This is a genomic window from Muriicola sp. SD30, from assembly GCF_041205185.1.
Lineage (GTDB): Bacteria > Bacteroidota > Bacteroidia > Flavobacteriales > Flavobacteriaceae > Muriicola.
In genome coordinates this window covers 598,110-614,475 of sequence record NZ_JBGEWB010000002.1, presented here as the reverse complement: position 1 = coordinate 614,475, position 16,366 = coordinate 598,110, and the positions used below count along the sequence as shown (strand labels likewise).

General features: G+C 43.4%; 15 protein-coding genes. 5 read left to right on the top strand and 10 right to left on the bottom strand.

The window, feature by feature from the left end:
* Nucleotides 1-4 precede the first annotated feature (4 nt).
* Both AB8P51_RS07880 and AB8P51_RS07875 read left to right on the top strand, forming a co-directional pair.
* Nucleotides 5-1,117, top strand: a complete 1,113-nt coding sequence (locus tag AB8P51_RS07880; protein WP_369748254.1) for a D-TA family PLP-dependent enzyme — start codon at nucleotides 5-7, stop codon at nucleotides 1,115-1,117.
* Between the two features lie 8 nt (nucleotides 1,118-1,125).
* Nucleotides 1,126-2,199, top strand: coding sequence for a dipeptidase (locus tag AB8P51_RS07875; RefSeq protein WP_369748253.1), 1,074 nt, complete (start codon nucleotides 1,126-1,128; stop codon nucleotides 2,197-2,199).
* Nucleotides 2,200-2,221: 22 nt separating this feature from the next.
* Here AB8P51_RS07875 and AB8P51_RS07870 read toward each other — a convergent pair whose 3' ends face one another.
* The 3 genes from AB8P51_RS07870 to AB8P51_RS07860 form a co-directional block, all read right to left on the bottom strand.
* Nucleotides 2,222-2,599, bottom strand: coding sequence for a HEPN domain-containing protein (locus AB8P51_RS07870; protein ID WP_369748252.1), 378 nt, complete (start codon nucleotides 2,597-2,599; stop codon nucleotides 2,222-2,224).
* A gap of 70 nt (nucleotides 2,600-2,669) precedes the next feature.
* Nucleotides 2,670-6,203, bottom strand: coding sequence for a pyruvate:ferredoxin (flavodoxin) oxidoreductase (gene nifJ, locus AB8P51_RS07865; RefSeq protein WP_369748251.1), 3,534 nt, complete (start codon nucleotides 6,201-6,203; stop codon nucleotides 2,670-2,672).
* Nucleotides 6,204-6,554: 351 nt separating this feature from the next.
* The gene (locus AB8P51_RS07860; RefSeq protein WP_369748250.1) at nucleotides 6,555-6,905 is read right to left on the bottom strand and encodes a 4Fe-4S dicluster domain-containing protein; all 351 of its coding nucleotides are present in this window, start codon (nucleotides 6,903-6,905) and stop codon (nucleotides 6,555-6,557) included.
* A gap of 160 nt (nucleotides 6,906-7,065) precedes the next feature.
* Here AB8P51_RS07860 and AB8P51_RS07855 point away from each other — a divergent pair, with 160 nt between their 5' ends.
* Both AB8P51_RS07855 and AB8P51_RS07850 read left to right on the top strand, forming a co-directional pair.
* Nucleotides 7,066-8,922: a 2-oxoacid:acceptor oxidoreductase subunit alpha gene (locus AB8P51_RS07855; RefSeq protein ID WP_369748249.1), complete on the top strand. Its 1,857-nt coding sequence runs from the start codon at nucleotides 7,066-7,068 to the stop codon at nucleotides 8,920-8,922.
* Between the two features lie 2 nt (nucleotides 8,923-8,924).
* The gene (locus tag AB8P51_RS07850) at nucleotides 8,925-9,935 is read left to right on the top strand and encodes a 2-oxoacid:ferredoxin oxidoreductase subunit beta (protein WP_369748247.1); all 1,011 of its coding nucleotides are present in this window, start codon (nucleotides 8,925-8,927) and stop codon (nucleotides 9,933-9,935) included.
* Nucleotides 9,936-9,969: 34 nt separating this feature from the next.
* On the opposite strand, the gene rsxA is transcribed toward AB8P51_RS07850, so the two are convergent.
* Genes rsxA through AB8P51_RS07815 form a run of 7 tightly spaced genes read right to left on the bottom strand, consistent with a single transcriptional unit; the run spans nucleotide 9,970 to nucleotide 15,414 of the window.
* Entirely contained in the window at nucleotides 9,970-10,545 is a 576-nt protein-coding gene (rsxA, locus tag AB8P51_RS07845; protein ID WP_369748246.1) for an electron transport complex subunit RsxA, read from the bottom strand.
* A 1-nt stretch (nucleotide 10,546) separates the two neighbouring features.
* A complete protein-coding gene (locus tag AB8P51_RS07840; protein WP_369748245.1) occupies nucleotides 10,547-11,152 on the bottom strand; it encodes an RnfABCDGE type electron transport complex subunit E in 606 nt (201 codons plus the stop codon).
* A gap of 4 nt (nucleotides 11,153-11,156) precedes the next feature.
* Complete coding sequence (locus AB8P51_RS07835; protein ID WP_369748244.1) at nucleotides 11,157-11,753, bottom strand: RnfABCDGE type electron transport complex subunit G; 597 nt, start codon at nucleotides 11,751-11,753, stop codon at nucleotides 11,157-11,159.
* Between the two features lie 2 nt (nucleotides 11,754-11,755).
* Nucleotides 11,756-12,766, bottom strand: coding sequence for an RnfABCDGE type electron transport complex subunit D (locus AB8P51_RS07830; protein WP_369748242.1), 1,011 nt, complete (start codon nucleotides 12,764-12,766; stop codon nucleotides 11,756-11,758).
* Between the two features lie 5 nt (nucleotides 12,767-12,771).
* Nucleotides 12,772-14,100 (bottom strand): electron transport complex subunit RsxC, encoded by a 1,329-nt coding sequence (gene rsxC / locus AB8P51_RS07825; protein ID WP_369748241.1) that lies wholly within the window; start codon nucleotides 14,098-14,100, stop codon nucleotides 12,772-12,774.
* Nucleotides 14,090-14,980, bottom strand: a complete 891-nt coding sequence (locus AB8P51_RS07820) for a Fe-S cluster domain-containing protein (RefSeq protein ID WP_369748240.1) — start codon at nucleotides 14,978-14,980, stop codon at nucleotides 14,090-14,092. Before AB8P51_RS07820 ends, rsxC begins: the two co-directional genes overlap by 11 nt.
* Entirely contained in the window at nucleotides 14,977-15,414 is a 438-nt protein-coding gene (locus AB8P51_RS07815; RefSeq protein WP_369748239.1) for a SoxR reducing system RseC family protein, read from the bottom strand. Before AB8P51_RS07815 ends, AB8P51_RS07820 begins: the two co-directional genes overlap by 4 nt.
* Before the next feature lie 285 nt (nucleotides 15,415-15,699).
* On the opposite strand from AB8P51_RS07815, the gene AB8P51_RS07810 reads away from it, so the two are divergent.
* Nucleotides 15,700-16,365: a hypothetical protein gene (locus AB8P51_RS07810; protein ID WP_369748238.1), complete on the top strand. Its 666-nt coding sequence runs from the start codon at nucleotides 15,700-15,702 to the stop codon at nucleotides 16,363-16,365.
* The last annotated feature ends 1 nt before the right edge of the window (nucleotide 16,366 follow it).

The following is a 16,366-nucleotide window of genomic DNA, read 5'->3' as shown; positions in this document are numbered from 1 at the left end:
GGATATGGAGAAAAGACCGTGGTACAAGATTGAAAATGAAGAAGAAATTTCCTCTCCTTGCCTTTTGGTGTATCCCTCCAGAATTGAGCGCAACATTCAGACGATGATCAGCATGGTAAGTGATGTTAAAAAACTCAGGCCGCACATAAAGACTCATAAAATGGCAGAAGTGATCGACCTGCAGTTAAAATACGGCATTGATAAATTCAAATGTGCCACCATTGCCGAAGCTGAACTACTGGGGCAACGAAAAACATCGGATGTACTCCTGGCCATGCAGCCTGTAGGACCCAACGTCGGGCGGTTTTTTAAGCTTTTATCAAAGTACCCTCATACCCGATTTTCAACGATCATAGACAATAAGGATAGCCTGTATGAAATTGAAAAGATGGCAAAAACAACGGGTAAAAGCGTTCGTCTTTTTCTGGATTTAAACGTGGGGATGGACCGTACCGGAATTGAACCCGGGGAAGAGGCCGCTGAGCTGTACAAGAATATAGCGGATAGTGAATTTCTTGAAGCAGCCGGATTACATGTCTACGACGGGCATATCAGAAATCCGGCTATTGAAGAAAGGAAAGGAGAATGCGATGCGGCATTTAAGAGTGTATTGGAATTAAAACACCGGCTGGAAGCTGAGGGATATACTGTACCGACTATTGTCGCGGGAGGATCTCCTTCATTTCCTGTTCATGCCAGGCGAGAAGAAGTAGATACCAGTCCGGGTACCACGCTCTTATGGGATGCCAGATACGGTTCTTCATTTAAAGACATGGACTTTCTCCCGGCTGCTGTATTGATTACAAGGGTGATCAGCAAGCCAGCTGCTGATATTTTTTGTCTAGACCTTGGCCATAAGGCCATAGCTCCCGAGATGGACTTCCCCAGGGTACACATTTTTGGACTGGAAGATTGCGAACAGATCGGTCAGAGTGAAGAACATCTAGTTCTGAGAAATAAATCTAAGTCCCCTGTAAAAATAGGGCAGGTATTTTATGCTATTCCTATGCATATCTGTCCGACTGTTGCGAAATATCCGGAAGTATTGACCATTGAAGAAGGAAAGGTGACGGGTAAATGGAAAGTGGCAGCAAGAGATCATCGATTGATTATTTAAAGATCCCTATGTTAATTTTTGACGCACATCTGGACCTTGCCATGAATGCCCTTGAATGGAACAGGAACCTCGTATTGCCGGTTGATGATATTCGAAATACAGAACTGGGCATGAACGACAAACCCGACCGCGGTAAGAATACCGTGTCCCTGGATGCCATGCGTAAAGGAAATATTGGAATTTGCGTTGCTACTCAAATTGCCCGTTATGTTAAAAACACAAATCCGCTTCCGGGCTGGAATTCACCTCAGCAGGCCTGGGCACAAACCCAGGGGCAACTGGCCTGGTATAGAGCCATGGAGCAGCTTGGCGAAATGACCCAGATCTCAAACCTTACAGAATTAAACGATCACCTTAAATTATGGGATTCAAATTCGGATCCAAAAAAGCCTATCGGATTTATCCTCAGTTTGGAAGGTGCAGATTCATTGTTTACCCTAGGTCATTTAGAAATGGCCTATGAGCAGGGCTTAAGGGCTGTGGGACCTGCACATTACGGTCCGGGCACCTATGCCTTTGGCACGAATTCCACAGGTGGTATTGGGAAAAGGGGCCGGGAACTGCTGCTGGAAATGGCCCGCTTAAATATCATCCTGGATGTAACCCATTTGTGCGATCAAAGTTTTTGGGAAACCATGAAGGTGTATAATGGACCGGTCTGGGCTAGTCACAACAATTGCAGAGCCCTTGTCGACCACAACAGGCAATTCTCTGACGAACAGATCAAGGAATTGATTTCACGAAAAGCCGTTATTGGAGTAGCTCTCGATGCCTGGATGATGGTCCCCGATTGGGTAAGGGGCCAATCAACACCAGATTCAATGGGGGTCACACTAAATACGATGATAGATCACATCGACCATATTTGTCAACTTTCAGGAAATTCACTGCATGTAGGGTTTGGAACTGATCTCGACGGCGGATTTGGCAAAGAACAATGCCCGGGGGATATTGACACCATTGCCGATCTTCAGAAAATACCTCAATTGCTGGCTAACAGAGGATATTCACAGGAAGATATTGAGAATATCATGAATAAAAACTTCATAGGTTTCCTGCAGGAAACCTGGAAAAACTCCTGATATTTCAACTTTGCCTGAACTCCTAGGCGATAATCTTCTCTTCTCTTAGAAACGTATCCAGTCTATCGGCAATGTCGAAACAACGACTTACCTTTTCTACCCCATCACAATACCTGGAGTCCTTATTTTCATACTGGCAGTTGAGACCGCTCAGACTGACATTTTCAAACTTTTTATTCAATTCCTTACATTGGGTAAACAAGGAATCGAGAGTATCTTCCTTCTTGGTTTCAATTCCACTGCGCAACAAATACCCTCTTAGAAAATTTTGGACGGCAATTTGTGCATTTTTGCAAACCAAAAAAGAAACAACATCTTCCTCGGGCCGGTATAATTCCTTGTTGGCCTCCTTCATTTTCTGGACGGCTATCTTAAAATAGGGGTTCGCTAAGTCTTCCATCGAATCTGTTTTAAAATTTATTTTTATTCCTATAACATGTTTCCATGTTTGCTTATTCAGCGCTTCAATCTTACATATTTCTGAATAATTCAAGTCTCTCCCATTTGGTGTCAACTTCCTCCTGTGCCTGTTTTAACAAGCTTGCCCCGAGTTCAGGATCATCTTTTACCACCCTTGTAAAGCGAGTTTCCTTGTACATAAAATCTTCAAGGGGTTTGCTGGGTTCCTTCGAATCTAATTTGAACTTTTTGCCTTTAGGTTTGGAAGGGTCGAATCTAAAGAGCGGCCAGTAACCGGTTTCTACAGCTCTTTCCTGATGCAATGCTCCTTCTTTTAGATCATATCCGTGTTCCCCGCAATGAGAGTAAGCAACAATAAGGGAAGGTCCGGGATAAGCTGCCGCTTCTTCAATTGCCCTTAAGGTTTGCATGTCCTTGGCTCCAAGTGCTACCTGGGCCACATATACATTTCCGTACGAAATTGCTTGTAAAGCCAGACTTTTTTTACCTGTCCTTTTTCCCGATACAGAAAACTTGGCACTTGCCCCCAGTGGGGTTGCTTTAGAGGTCTGGCCACCTGTATTGGAGTACACCTCTGTATCAAGAACCATTATATTAATATCTTCTCCGGAAGCGAGCACATGGTCTACGCCTCCATAGCCAATATCGTAAGCCCAGCCATCACCCCCTAGGATCCAGACTGCTTTTTTCCGTAGATATTCAGTGAGGTTATAAAGTTTATTGGCTTCGGGAAGGTCTTTGTGCTGCGATAATATCTCATTCAACTGATCGAGATGTTGAAACTTCACCTCCTTTTGTCCTTCATTTTCTTCCGGATTGTTCAAAATGGATTCCACTAATTCATTGCCTACAGTCTCTTTCAGGGATTTCAATAACCCGACGGCAATTTCCTGTTTTTTGGACAGGGCCAGTTTCATTCCAAAACCAAACTCGGCATTATCTTCAAAGAGCGAATTTGCCCAGGCCGGGCCCCTGCCTGCTTCGTTGGTTTTGTATGGTGTAGTGGGTAAATTACCTCCGTAGATGGAAGAACATCCCGTAGCATTCGCAATCAGAATACTGTCCCCGTATAACTGGGTGAGCATTTTAATATACGGTGTCTCTCCACAGCCGGAACAGGCGCCAGAGAACTCGAATAGCGGTTCGAGAAATTGAGATCCTTTAACATTGGTAATCTGCAGTGCCGTTCTGTCGTAATCGGGTAGTTGCACAAAATAATCCCAATTCTCATTTTCAACTTTATCCACTTCTAGTTTTTTGTGCATATTGATTGCCTTAAAATCAGGAATCTCCTTGCTCTCTGCTGGGCACACTGCTACGCAAAGATCACATCCCGTGCAGTCTTCGGGTGATACCTGAAGAATATAGGACTCGGTTTCCTTTTCAAATGGCCTGCCTTTTGCGGGCGTCCTTTTCAAGGTATCCGGAGCAGTTTCAAGCTTAACATTGGAAACCACTTTAGCCCGGATGGCCGCATGCGGACAAATCGCGACGCACTTATTACATTGGGTACAGAGGTCTTCACCATCCCATACGGGGATAAAATCAGCAATCCCTCTTTTTTCATATTGGGTAGTTCCTGTTGGGAAGGTACCATCTACAGGAAAATAACTCACCGGAAGCTCATCTCCCCGCCCGGCAAGTATTTTTCCGAGTACTTCTTTTACAAAGGGATCAGGTTCACCAGACATTATTGATCTCAGGCCACGTGTAGCCGTAACCTTATTGGGATATTCCACTTTTTCCAGATGCTGAAGGGCAGTATCTACCGCATTGAAATTCATTTTTACCACTTTATCCCCCTTATGGGAATAAGATTTTACAATGGCATTTTTGATCTTTTCGATGGCCTCTTCTTTCGGTAGTATCCCTGAAATAGCAAAGAAGCAGGTTTGCAGTACCGTGTTGGTTCGTTTCCCAAGTTTGGCGGCCTGAGCAACCTTAGTGGCATCAATAACATAGAAATTCAATTCATTTTCTATAATCTCCTGTTGCATCAACTTAGGTAACTGGTCCCAGATTTCATCCCTGGAGAAAGGAGAATTTAAAAGAAAAGTTCCTCCTTTTTTGATATGGTTTAAAATATCGTATTTCTCTATAAAATTAAATTGGTGGCACGCTATAAAGTCAGCCGTATTGATCAGGTATGAAGAATGCACCGGATTGGGTCCGAATCTCAGATGTGAAATGGTCTGAGCTCCGGCTTTTTTGGAGTCGTATACAAAATATCCCTGCACGTAGTTATCGGTGGTTTCCCCTATAATTTTAATCGAATTTTTATTTGCGCCAACAGTACCATCAGACCCTAGCCCATAAAACATACAATTAAATGTCGTTTTCTTGGTTTTGAACACAGGGTTGTATTCCAGGCTGGTATGGCCAAGATCGTCATTGATCCCAATAGTGAAATGGTTTTTTGGTTTAGCTTTAAGCAATTCATCATATATACCTTTTACCATCGCAGGATTGAATTCCTTGGACGAGAGTCCATATCTTCCCCCTACTATATCAGGCATTTTCCTGTCACTTTCAACAAAGGCAGTGACGACATCCAGATAGAGTGGCTCTCCTATACTTCCGGGTTCCTTCGTCCTGTCAAGGACTGCAATTTTCTTGACCGTTTCGGGTAACTTTTTCAGCAGATATTCTACGGAAAATGGTCTATATAGTCGAACAAATACAGCGCCTACACGTTCATCCTGTTCCATAAGAGTATCCACGGTTTCCCTTACTGCCCCTTCACCCGAGCCCATAATAACGATAACCCTTTCCGCTTCCGGGTGGCCTACATAATCGAACAGATGATATCTTCGGCCTGTATGGGAATAAAATTCATCCATGACTTCCATAACTACTTCAGGCACTCTGTCGTAATGGGGGTTGGCAGCTTCCCTGGCCTGGAAGAAAACATCGGGGTTCTGAGACGTCCCTCTTACTACCGGGTGATCGGGATCTAAGGATCTCATCTTGTGTTCTTCTATTTTGTCATCAGGGATCATAGCTTTGATGACCTCATCCGGAATTGAATCGATCTTTGAGATTTCATGTGAAGTTCGGAATCCATCAAAAATATTGAGAAATGGCACTCGCGTTTTTAAGGTTGCAACCTGAGAGATCAGGGCAAAATCCATAGCCTCCTGAACAGAACCACCAAACAGCATTGAGAATCCGGTTTGTCTTGTCGCCATAACGTCAGAATGGTCGCCAAAAATAGACAAGGCATGAGTAGCAACGGTCCTGGCTGCCACATGGATGACTGATGGTAACAATTCCCCAGCAATCTTGTACATATTAGGGATCATTAGTAACAAACCCTGAGAGGCCGTAAAGGTTGTGGTGAGCGCCCCGGCCTGCAAAGATCCATGAACAGCACCTGCTGCACCACCTTCGCTTTGCATTTCAACAATTCTTGGAACATTACCCCATATATTCTTCTGTCCCTCAGAACTAAATACATCCACATGTTCCCCCATTGGTGAAGCAGGGGTGATGGGATATATGGCACATACTTCGTTCGTTTTATGAGCTATTCTGGCAACAGCCTCATTGGCATCACATATTAATTTTGGAAATTCATTTTTCATGATAGTCAATTTTCATTATTTACCTCTGATAGGATATATAAAGCAGCGTCCACATATTGTGGTGAGTGACATATAAAAATTATTGGTAAGCATATTTTGCAGTCTCCTGATCTTGTTAAAAGTAAGATTCTGATCAGGGGTAAACTATGACATTTATCAGGTGAAGAATGTCAATATTGCCTATTCATTTTTCGGCAGGTCAGTGCTTTTATTTCGGGTATTTAAAGTAAAATATGTCTAAAAAAAACTACCCTTTAGTTCATAAAAATAAAGGGTAGTCCATTTACTAAAAAGAAAAGAAATGCGCTCTAAAACACGGGGTTTTAATAACCGCACTTATTGTGAATAACATTATTCTCCATGGAGCCAGGCCTTTTTCCCCAGTAGCTGCTCATCAGATTCAACGTGTTCCTCATCAGGCACACAACAATCGACCGGACAAACAGAAGCACATTGAGGCTCATCATGAAAGCCCTTGCATTCTGTGCATTTGTCAGGAACTATGTAGTAGAATTCATCTGATATTGGTTCGTTTTCTGCATCGGCATCAACTTCCTGACCCCCGGGGGTATTTATCATCCCGGATAAGGCCGTCTCATCAGCATAAGACCATTCCTGGTCGGGTTCATAGATAGCATTGTTAGGACATTCTGATATACAGGCATCGCAGTTAATGCACTCGTCGGTGATTATTATTGCCATAACTCTTGTTTTAGGGATACGCTCGCTAAATTAAACTACACGAGCTGCTTTAATAATGATAAATGTCATATTTCATTAGCGATTCAAAGGATATATTTAATAAATCTAGAAAAGGGATAGAAAAGGTAATCTGTACTACCAAAATTATAATCAGAATGTAATGAGTATTGCAAAAATTGAAAAATCAGAAAAAGCCCTGGAGGCCGTAGTTGTGCGCTTTGCAGGAGATTCGGGGGATGGAATGCAGCTAACAGGATCGCAATTCTCAGATACTTCTGCCATGTTTGGGAATGATGTAGCCACTTTTCCAAATTACCCTTCTGAAATACGTGCTCCTCAAGGGAGTTTATACGGGGTTTCAGGATTTCAGGTCCATATCGGGAGTGTGGAGATCAGTACTCCGGGCGATAATGTCGACCTTTTAGTAGCGATGAATCCCGCAGGTTTAAAAACCAATCTTCATGCGGTTAAACCCGGGTACGGGATCATCGTGGACACCGATTCATTTACTAAAAAGAACCTGGAAAAAGCGCATTATGAATCGAATCCGCTGGAAGATGGAAGTTTAGACGAGTATCAGGTAATTGAGGTAAGTATGACCTCCCTTACCAAAGAGGCTCTTAAGGATGTCGCTGGACTTGATAATAAAACTATCACCAGAACAAAAAATATGTTTGCGCTCGGAATGGTATACTGGATGTATCATCGTTCAAGACAGCACACCATTGATTTTTTTAGAACCAAATTCAAATCCAGACCCGAACTGATAGAGGCCAATACAAAAGTGTTGAATGCCGGTTATTACTATTCGGAAACTCTGGAGTTGATTCCAAATGCCTATACCGTAGCCCCTGCCAAAATGCCTTCCGGCACCTACAGGATTATAATGGGGAACACTGCTACGGCCTGGGGATTTTTGGCCGCGGCGGAAAAATCTGGGTTAGAGCTATTCTTGGGGTCTTATCCCATCACCCCCGCATCCGAAATCCTTCATGAACTGGTAAAACACAAACACTTTGGGGTGAAGGCCTTGCAGGCAGAAGATGAGATCGCCGGCATTAGTTCGGCCATTGGTGCCGCTTTTGCAGGAGATCTCGCAATCACTACTACTTCGGGGCCGGGCCTGGCATTAAAAGGAGAAGCACTGGGACTGGCAGTTATGCTCGAATTACCCCTGGTAGTAGTTGATGTACAACGAGGAGGACCTTCTACCGGCCTACCTACAAAAACCGAACAATCTGACCTGCTCCAGGCCATGTTTGGCCGAAACGGGGAAAGTCCGGTAATCGTCATTGCGGCTAGCACGCCTGCAAACTGCTATGATTATGCCTATGCAGCTTCCAAACTCGCACTTGAACATATGACCCCGGTTATACTTTTAACCGATGGCTATATTGCCAATGGTTCGGCTCCCTGGAAAATCCAGCCCGTAGCTGAAATGCCTGATATAACTCCCAGAATCATTTATGGTGCAGATAGCCAATGGCGTTCTTATAACAGAGATAAGGATACACTTGCCCGCGACTGGGCAATTCCTGGAACTAAGGGCCTGGAACATCGTGTTGGCGGACTGGAAAAAGACCAGACCACCGGAGAGGTTTCCTATGATCCTGAAAACCATCAGTATATGACAGATATCAGGGCAGAAAAAATAAAACGGGTACAAAACGAGATACCTGAGCTTCAGCCGAGGTTCGCACAGAAAGGTGATCTCCTGGTAGTTGGTTGGGGAGGTACTTTCGGAACGCTGTATGCTGCTGTAAAAGAAATGAAACAACAGGGATTTGAAGGAATAGGCCTTGCCCATTTTAATTATATCAATCCCCTACCAAAGAACACAGCAGAAGTTCTTCGAAATTTTAAGAAGATTGTTGTTTGTGAATTGAATTCAGGTCAGTTTGCCTCTCTTCTGCGAATGAATTTTGAGAATATCCCGTTCTTCCAATTCAATAAGGTTCAGGGCCTTCCTTTCGGAAATGTGGAATTAACAGAAAAGTTTAAAGAACTCTTAGCATAATCATGGAAACTCTAGAAAATAAATACACTTATAAGGATTTTGCGAGCGATCAGGAGGTAAGATGGTGTCCGGGATGTGATGATTATGTCATCCTGAGAGCCATGCAGAATGCGCTGCCACAAGTAGGGATAAAAAAGGAAAATGTGGTATTTATCTCGGGAATTGGTTGCTCATCTCGCTTTCCCTACTATATGGACACCTATGGAATGCATGGTATCCATGGAAGGGCCCCGGCAATTGCTTCGGGGGTTAAATTGGCGAATCCTGAGCTCAGCGTGTGGGTAATCACCGGGGATGGAGATGCAATGGCCATCGGGGGTAACCACTTTATTCACGTCCTCAGGCGAAACCTCGACATGAATATTGTTCTCTTTAACAATGAAATCTATGGCCTCACCAAAGGGCAATTTTCACCAACGTCCCTTGTTGGGCAGCGGACCAAATCCTCTCCCTACGGAAATACTCAACCCCCTTTTCTTCCGGGGGAACTGGCCATTGGTGCCCAGGCCCGATTTTACGCACGGGTAGGTGGCAACACACCGAAAGAGATGACACAGGTATTTATTGAAGCTGCAAAATTTAAAGGTACTTCCCTTATTGAAGTTCTTCAGAATTGCGTCATATTTAATGACGGAGCATTTGCCAAGTATACAGACAAGAAAGTTAGGGCAGACAAACAGTTGTTCGTAGAACACGGCAAGCCCATGATTTTTGGAAAGGAACGAAACAAAGGATTGGTGTTAAACGGACTTAAATTAGAAGTTGTGACCCTTGGGGAAGAAGGAATTAAAGAGTCTGATCTTCTGGTACACAATGCGGAACTCGAGGATCCCACCCTGCATCAAATGCTGATCAGAATGGAATATCCCCTGGTCACCGGAATTATCAGAAGGTTTCCCGATGTGACTTTTGAAGAAAGGGTTGATGACCTGACCAGAAAAGTGAGGGCCGATTCTAAATTTACTAAGACCGATGACCTCTTCTTTTCAGGGGAGACTTACGAGGTAGAGTGATCACACTAAATCGATCCGGGAAACAGCCATTATTCTAAACCAGTCCGGCAAAACCCAGAAACGCCAGAGACAGTAATCCGGCTACCAAGAGATTGATGGGAACGCCCTTCATCCCTTCGGGGATATCGGCCAACTCTAAAAACTCCCGTATACTTGCAAAAACAATCAGGGCCAGTCCAAATCCTATCGCACTTGAAAAAGAAAAAAATACCGCTTTTAACAAAGTGCTATCCTCCATTCCCAGAGCCAGGATGGCTACACCCAGAACGGCGCAATTGGTGGTGATCAAAGGTAGAAATACTCCTAAGGCCTGATATAAGGGTGGACTTACTTTTTTTAAAATGATTTCTACCATCTGTACAAGGGCCGCAATAACCAGAATAAAAGTTATGGTCCTCAGATAATCCAGTTCAAAAGGTACAAGGACATATTGATGTAAGAGATAAGTAACTGTGGTGGCAATGGTCATCACAAACATGACCGCCCCTGACATACCCACAGAGGTGGATATTCTATTGGAAACACCCAGAAAAGGGCAAATCCCAAGAAATTGAGACAAGACGATATTGTTTACAAAAACAGCACCAATAAGGATAACAAAATATTCCATTTTAAGCTACTTTTTGGGTTAGTCTGTTAAACAGAATGGCGAGATAGGCCAGGGCTATAAATGCTCCTGGTGGAAGTATAAAAAGAATCAATGTGTTGGCTTCCTCAGAGACAAATCTGAATTCAAACAGACTTCCATTTCCAAGGATTTCCCGGGTTGCCCCTAAAACCGTGAGGGCAATAACAAATCCCAGCCCCATTCCGACCGCATCGACCACAGACGAAGCAAGGTCGTTTTTGGAGGCAAAGGCCTCCGCCCTGCCGAGGATCAGACAGTTGACCACAATTAGTGGTATAAAAATCCCTAATTGCTCATATAAAAAAGGGATATAGGCTTCCAGAACCATTTCCACCACGGTAACAAAAGAAGCTATTATAACAATAAAGGCTGGAATCCTGACCTTATTAGGGATTTGGGATTTTATAAGCGATACAACGATATTAGACATCAGTAAAACAAAAAGGGTAGCCACACCCATTCCCAGACCATTAAAAGCTGATGATGTAACGCCAAGTGTAGGACACATCCCAAGTAGCATTACAAAAACCGGATTCTCCTTTATAAGGCCTTTTAAAAAATTTTGCTTCTGGTCTATTGGTTTAGCCATCCTTCTACCACTTAGAGTTGGTAATTGAATTTTTATTGGTTAAAAAGCTGTCAAATGCCTGTTGCGCTGCTTCGGAAAAAGCCCGAGTACTAATTGTTGCTCCGGCCAGAGCATCAACGTCTCCACCATCCTTTTTCACCTTCAGGTCAAAGGTCTCCGGGTTCTTATCCCTGAATTGCCGCAGGAATTTCTCTCCTTTCATTTTTGTGCCAAGACCAGGTGTCTCTTTTTGTTCCAAAACCACAATGTCTCTTATATGTCCGTCCGGACTAAAACCTACCATCAACCTTACAATTCCACTATACCCTTTCTCGGAATAGCCGGTAACGGCTGCTCCCACAAATGTGCTATCCATGTAGGCAGGGTAGATATAGGTACTGTCTCTTAGCTCCTTCTGCTTCAAGCGTATCACCTCCACCACAGGCTTATTGTTAAACTGAGGAAGCGCTGCACTAAGCGCCTTCTCTACCCTCGCCAGGCGGGCCCTGGATTTCGGTTCCAGGGTAAGGTCATTTACATAGCCAAGAGAAAAACCCGCTACCAGGGTGATGATAAGAAGAACTACCACCATATTGAATAATGTCGATTCCTTCTTTTTCACAGTTACACAATTTTAGCTTTGATTCTTGAGCCAAACCTTCTGGGTTTGAAATAGCGATTGATAAGAGGTACAAATGCGTTCATGATCAGGATAGCAAAAGAGATGCCTTCAGGATAAGACCCAAATAATCTGATTACTACTGTAATAACACCGATTCCGATGGCAAAAATGACCATCCCTTTTTTTGTTACCGGACTGGTTACCAGATCGGTTGCCATATAAAACGCCCCCAAAATAGCACCACCCGAAAGAACATGAATAAGCGGATTGGCATAATACTCAGGGTCCGCCATCCAGAATACAGCCGTTATAACAGCCATAGTAGCCAAAACGGTAACCGGAATATGCCAGGAAATTACTTTTCTCGCTATTAAAAAAATACCTCCGATAAGTAATGCCAGGGCCGACATTTCGCCAATGGATCCCGAAGTTAATCCCATAAACATATCAGCAGTTGAAGGAATCTGTGTACTGATCTCGCTCATCGATTGTCCAAACTGCACCCCTTCTTTGATAAGTCCGAGGGTTGTTGCCCCTGTAACGGCATCCACAAGCGTGGTATTGTTCTCAATGGGAACAGGCCATAAGGTCATTTGTACGGGAAATGATACCAGTAAAAATACCCTACCCACAAGAGCGGGATTGAAAATATTAAATCCAAGGCCCCCGAATGATAGTTTACCTATTCCGATAGCTACCAGACTGCCCACCACAATCATCCATACCGGAATTCCTGCGGGCAAATTAAAGGCGAGGAGTATACCGGTAATTAATGCAGAGCCATCTGTGATAGTGGTTTTGGTTTTCAATAGAAATTTCTGAATGAGATACTCAAAAAGGAGGCAGGAAATGATGGCCGTAAACGTAGCTATCAGGGCATTGATTCCAAATACATAAAGCGAGACAAGAAAGACAGGAAGCAGAGCAAGAACCACATCGTACATTAGTTTTTCGGAAGTTCTTTCCGAATGTACGTGGGGTGAGGAGGAAACTATTATAGTCTGGTCACTCATACTTTTTATTTATTCGATTCGAGTTGCTTTCCTATTGATTTGCCAAAGCGTATATAATCCAGAAGCGGGCGATGAGAGGGGCATACATAGCTACAAGAGCCACATTCGATACAGGTCAGAATATCTTCTTCCAGAGCTTTCTCATACATTCCCTTTTCGGAAAGGTTCATCAGTAGGTGAGGTTCCAGACCCATGGGACAAACATCCACACATTCCCCACAGCGGATGCAATTTTTAGGTTCTCCCCTGCTGGCCTCGTCCTCTGATATGACGAGAATCCCGGATGTCCCCTTAGTAACCGGAACATCTGTATTTTTAAGGGCCTTACCCATCATGGGGCCACCGCTTACGATTTTCCGGGTACCCTCGGGCACACCACCAACAGCATCGAGGAGGTCTTTAACAGGAGTTCCTATTTTCACCCAGAAATTAGATGGGTCATTTAGTTTTTTTCCCGTTACGGTAACCACTCTTTCCATCAACGGTCTGTTGTGTTGAATGGCCTGATAGATGGCAAATACGGTACCTACATTATGGACCACAACCCCCACATCCATAGGTAATCCATTTTTAGGAACTTCCCTTTTTAACAGCGCCCTGATCAGTTGCTTTTCGCCACCCTGGGGATATTTAACCTGTAAAGCGGCAATCTGGATACCAGACGCTCCGGAGATTAAACTTCTGAAAAGGTCGATTGCGTCTTTCTTATTGTTTTCTATCCCGATAATTGCACGGTCTATTTGCAGTGCGTGCATCAGAATCCGGATACCCACCAGAATCTCTTTCCCCTTATCCAGCATAAGACGATGGTCTGCCGTTAGAAATGGTTCGCACTCAACACCGTTTACAATTAGACAGTCGAGTAATTTGTCTTTTTTTACCTGCAATTTTACATGCGATGGAAATGTGGCACCACCCAGGCCAACAATTCCATATTCCGAAATACGTTTAAGGATTTCCTCTGGTTGCAGGCTGATCTCTTCTTTGAGGGGATATTCATTTTCCTGGAAATTAGATTCATTTTTTACATCAGATCTGATAACAATACACTGTTTCTTATACCCTCGTGTATCGACGATCTTGTCCAGTTTGGTTACGGTTCCTGCCACTGGGGAATGAATATTTGAGGATACATATCCACCTGACCTGGCAATTACCTGCCCGATTTCAACCTTGTCTTTTCGATCTACCACAATTTCCGCGGGTATCCCTATGTGTTGCGATATCGGAACGTAGACCACTTTGGGCAGAGGGAGTCTTTTAATAGGTTTAGCAGATGTTATCTTGTTCTCTGAGGGATGAATCCCACCTTTCGGAAAAGTCTTAAGCATCATTTTGTGGCTTTATGGATTCAACCTTTGCTGTTACTTTTGCCTCTGCTTTTTTCTCTTTCCTCGGCGGAAAATTAGTTTCAATAATGGAATGGGTTGGGCATACAGGGACACATTTCCTACATAAAGTACAGTAAGCCGGATCTATATATGCCAGGTTATTCTCTATAACAATGGCTTCTTTAGGACATACATCCAGACATTTTGAACAGCCTATACACGCCACAGAACAGGCTCTTTTGGCAATACCACCTTTCTCCTCATTAAGGCAACCGACAAATATTTTTAAATCCCTTTTATGTTTTGGCCTCATCTCTATGATATCCCTTGGGCAGGCATCAACACACATTCCGCAAGAGGTACATTTGTCCGTAATTACCACAGGCAGCCCGGTGGTTTCATCCATGTACATCGCATCAAACTTGCAGGCATCAACACAATCTCCGTCTCCAAGGCAGCCGTACTGACAATCGGTTTCGCCACTGTAGATCAAAGCCGAAATGGCACAAGACCTGGGTCCCTGATACTCTGTGGTCTTAGGCCTCACATCACAGCTTCCCTGACAGCGTACTACAGCTACAGTAGGGTCTTTTTCTGCCACCTCTTTCCCTAGTGTATCCGAGACCAACTTCATTACCTCATTTCCGCCAACAGGGCAGAACAGATCAGAAATATCATCGGTATTCACCAATTTTTCAGCAAAAGACCTGCATCCCGGAAATCCACAACCCGCACAATTAGCCGCGGGCAAAAGGTCTTCAACTTCTGAGATTAAAGGGTTCTCATATACATAAAACTTTTTTGAAACAACGTACAGAATCAATGCAGAAACTATCCCCAGAAGGGTTAACAAAATTGCGCTGTTTAAAATAGATTCGGTCATAGTGTTCGTATTCTCAGAACGGAAATTCTGAAGGTTTTCCGGAAGTAATTCCTAAAGGCATAAACGCTTGCGTAATAAGGTACAAGGACAAAGAGGGATAACAAGCCCGCAATCCATTCGGTGAAAACCGCAGACGCGGTAATTAAGGTCAGCAGCATAAGGAGAAAAGGGAAAATATATGCCCAAAATACTGCCGTTTGTCCCAAACTCTTTTTTAGAGTGACTTTAACAGGCTCATTAATTTTGAAAGATCCGTCTGTATTAGGGATTTCTATTTCTTTTGTCTCTGAATTGCTTATCCCGCATGCCCCTTTAACACTGCAGGATTCACACTGGATGTTCTTATCCAGGGAAACCAAGATGGATTTCCCATGAATTTTAGAGACTTTTCCAGAGTGTACGAAGACCTTAGATCCCTGTTCCTGTAAATCCATGACACTATTCTTAACCCCACATTAACATCAAACCGGATAATTAATGGATTAAAACTAACACTTATGTATAATCCATAATATGATATATGTCAGCGTTCGGAAATTCTTTCCCGTGGTATTTAAAGTTTAATATGAGATATAAAATGCCTTTTTTTATGGTGAGATATGCTGTGTGCCAGGCGGTTCCTATTCTATATTAATTTTCTGTTCTTCCTTTAAGTAAGTGCTACTTTGATCGATTTTAACAGGGATTTATACCCCTCTGGCAGGGTAATTGTTACCTTTATGACTCATAAAAAAGCTATGAAAGCCGTTTTTTCACTCTTGATGATACTGGGGATTGCAGGTGTCGGTATATCGCAAACCGATGTGCCCAAAACCCAGCCATTGAAAATCGGACCAAAGCCGAATCTTGAAATAAAGGCAAAACCTACCCAGAATAATTCCCTCAGGATGCCCTCTATAATTGATATGGGTAAAACTCCGAACCTTCGCGATTCGCTTATGTCAAATAATGTCCAGATGTTACCCGACAGGGAGTTAAGACAGGCAGGATTCGACATGGAAATCGATCCCAAAGTAGGGGAACGCGAAAAAGGTAAGGGAAAAGAGCATTACGGAGATATGTATTTGGGAGACGTAAAAACTTCTTCAAAATTTGTGGGTATCGTATGCCGTGATCACGAATACGTAGACGGGGACAGGGTAAAGATTTATGCGAATGGAGAAGTCATAGATCCCAATATCCTTTTAACAGGGAGTTTTAAGGGAGTCAATCTCACACTTGACAAAGGGTTTAACCGCCTCGACTTTGAAGCCCTGAATCAAGGTACCTCCGGGCCAAATACTGCCCAGGTTGATGTTTATGACGAGGCAGGAAAACTGATATATTCCAATAAATGGTTGTTGTCTACCGGCTCTAAAGCATCCCTTATCATTGTCCAGGATTAAT

What these genes read in the sequence shown, in the direction of transcription:
- AB8P51_RS07880 (WP_369748254.1), top strand. Translation starts at nt 5, where the DNA reads ATGGAGAAAAGACCGTGGTACAAGATTGAAAATGAAGAAGAAATTTCC.
- AB8P51_RS07875 (WP_369748253.1), top strand. Translation starts at nt 1,126, where the DNA reads ATGTTAATTTTTGACGCACATCTGGACCTTGCCATGAATGCCCTTGAA.
- AB8P51_RS07870 (WP_369748252.1), bottom strand. Translation starts at nt 2,599, where the DNA reads ATGGAAGACTTAGCGAACCCCTATTTTAAGATAGCCGTCCAGAAAATG.
- nifJ (WP_369748251.1), bottom strand. Translation starts at nt 6,203, where the DNA reads ATGAAAAATGAATTTCCAAAATTAATATGTGATGCCAATGAGGCTGTT.
- AB8P51_RS07860 (WP_369748250.1), bottom strand. Translation starts at nt 6,905, where the DNA reads ATGGCAATAATAATCACCGACGAGTGCATTAACTGCGATGCCTGTATA.
- AB8P51_RS07855 (WP_369748249.1), top strand. Translation starts at nt 7,066, where the DNA reads ATGAGTATTGCAAAAATTGAAAAATCAGAAAAAGCCCTGGAGGCCGTA.
- AB8P51_RS07850 (WP_369748247.1), top strand. Translation starts at nt 8,925, where the DNA reads ATGGAAACTCTAGAAAATAAATACACTTATAAGGATTTTGCGAGCGAT.
- rsxA (WP_369748246.1), bottom strand. Translation starts at nt 10,545, where the DNA reads ATGGAATATTTTGTTATCCTTATTGGTGCTGTTTTTGTAAACAATATC.
- AB8P51_RS07840 (WP_369748245.1), bottom strand. Translation starts at nt 11,152, where the DNA reads ATGGCTAAACCAATAGACCAGAAGCAAAATTTTTTAAAAGGCCTTATA.
- AB8P51_RS07830 (WP_369748242.1), bottom strand. Translation starts at nt 12,766, where the DNA reads ATGAGTGACCAGACTATAATAGTTTCCTCCTCACCCCACGTACATTCG.
- rsxC (WP_369748241.1), bottom strand. Translation starts at nt 14,100, where the DNA reads ATGATGCTTAAGACTTTTCCGAAAGGTGGGATTCATCCCTCAGAGAAC.
- AB8P51_RS07820 (WP_369748240.1), bottom strand. Translation starts at nt 14,980, where the DNA reads ATGACCGAATCTATTTTAAACAGCGCAATTTTGTTAACCCTTCTGGGG.
- AB8P51_RS07815 (WP_369748239.1), bottom strand. Translation starts at nt 15,414, where the DNA reads ATGGATTTACAGGAACAGGGATCTAAGGTCTTCGTACACTCTGGAAAA.
- AB8P51_RS07810 (WP_369748238.1), top strand. Translation starts at nt 15,700, where the DNA reads ATGACTCATAAAAAAGCTATGAAAGCCGTTTTTTCACTCTTGATGATA.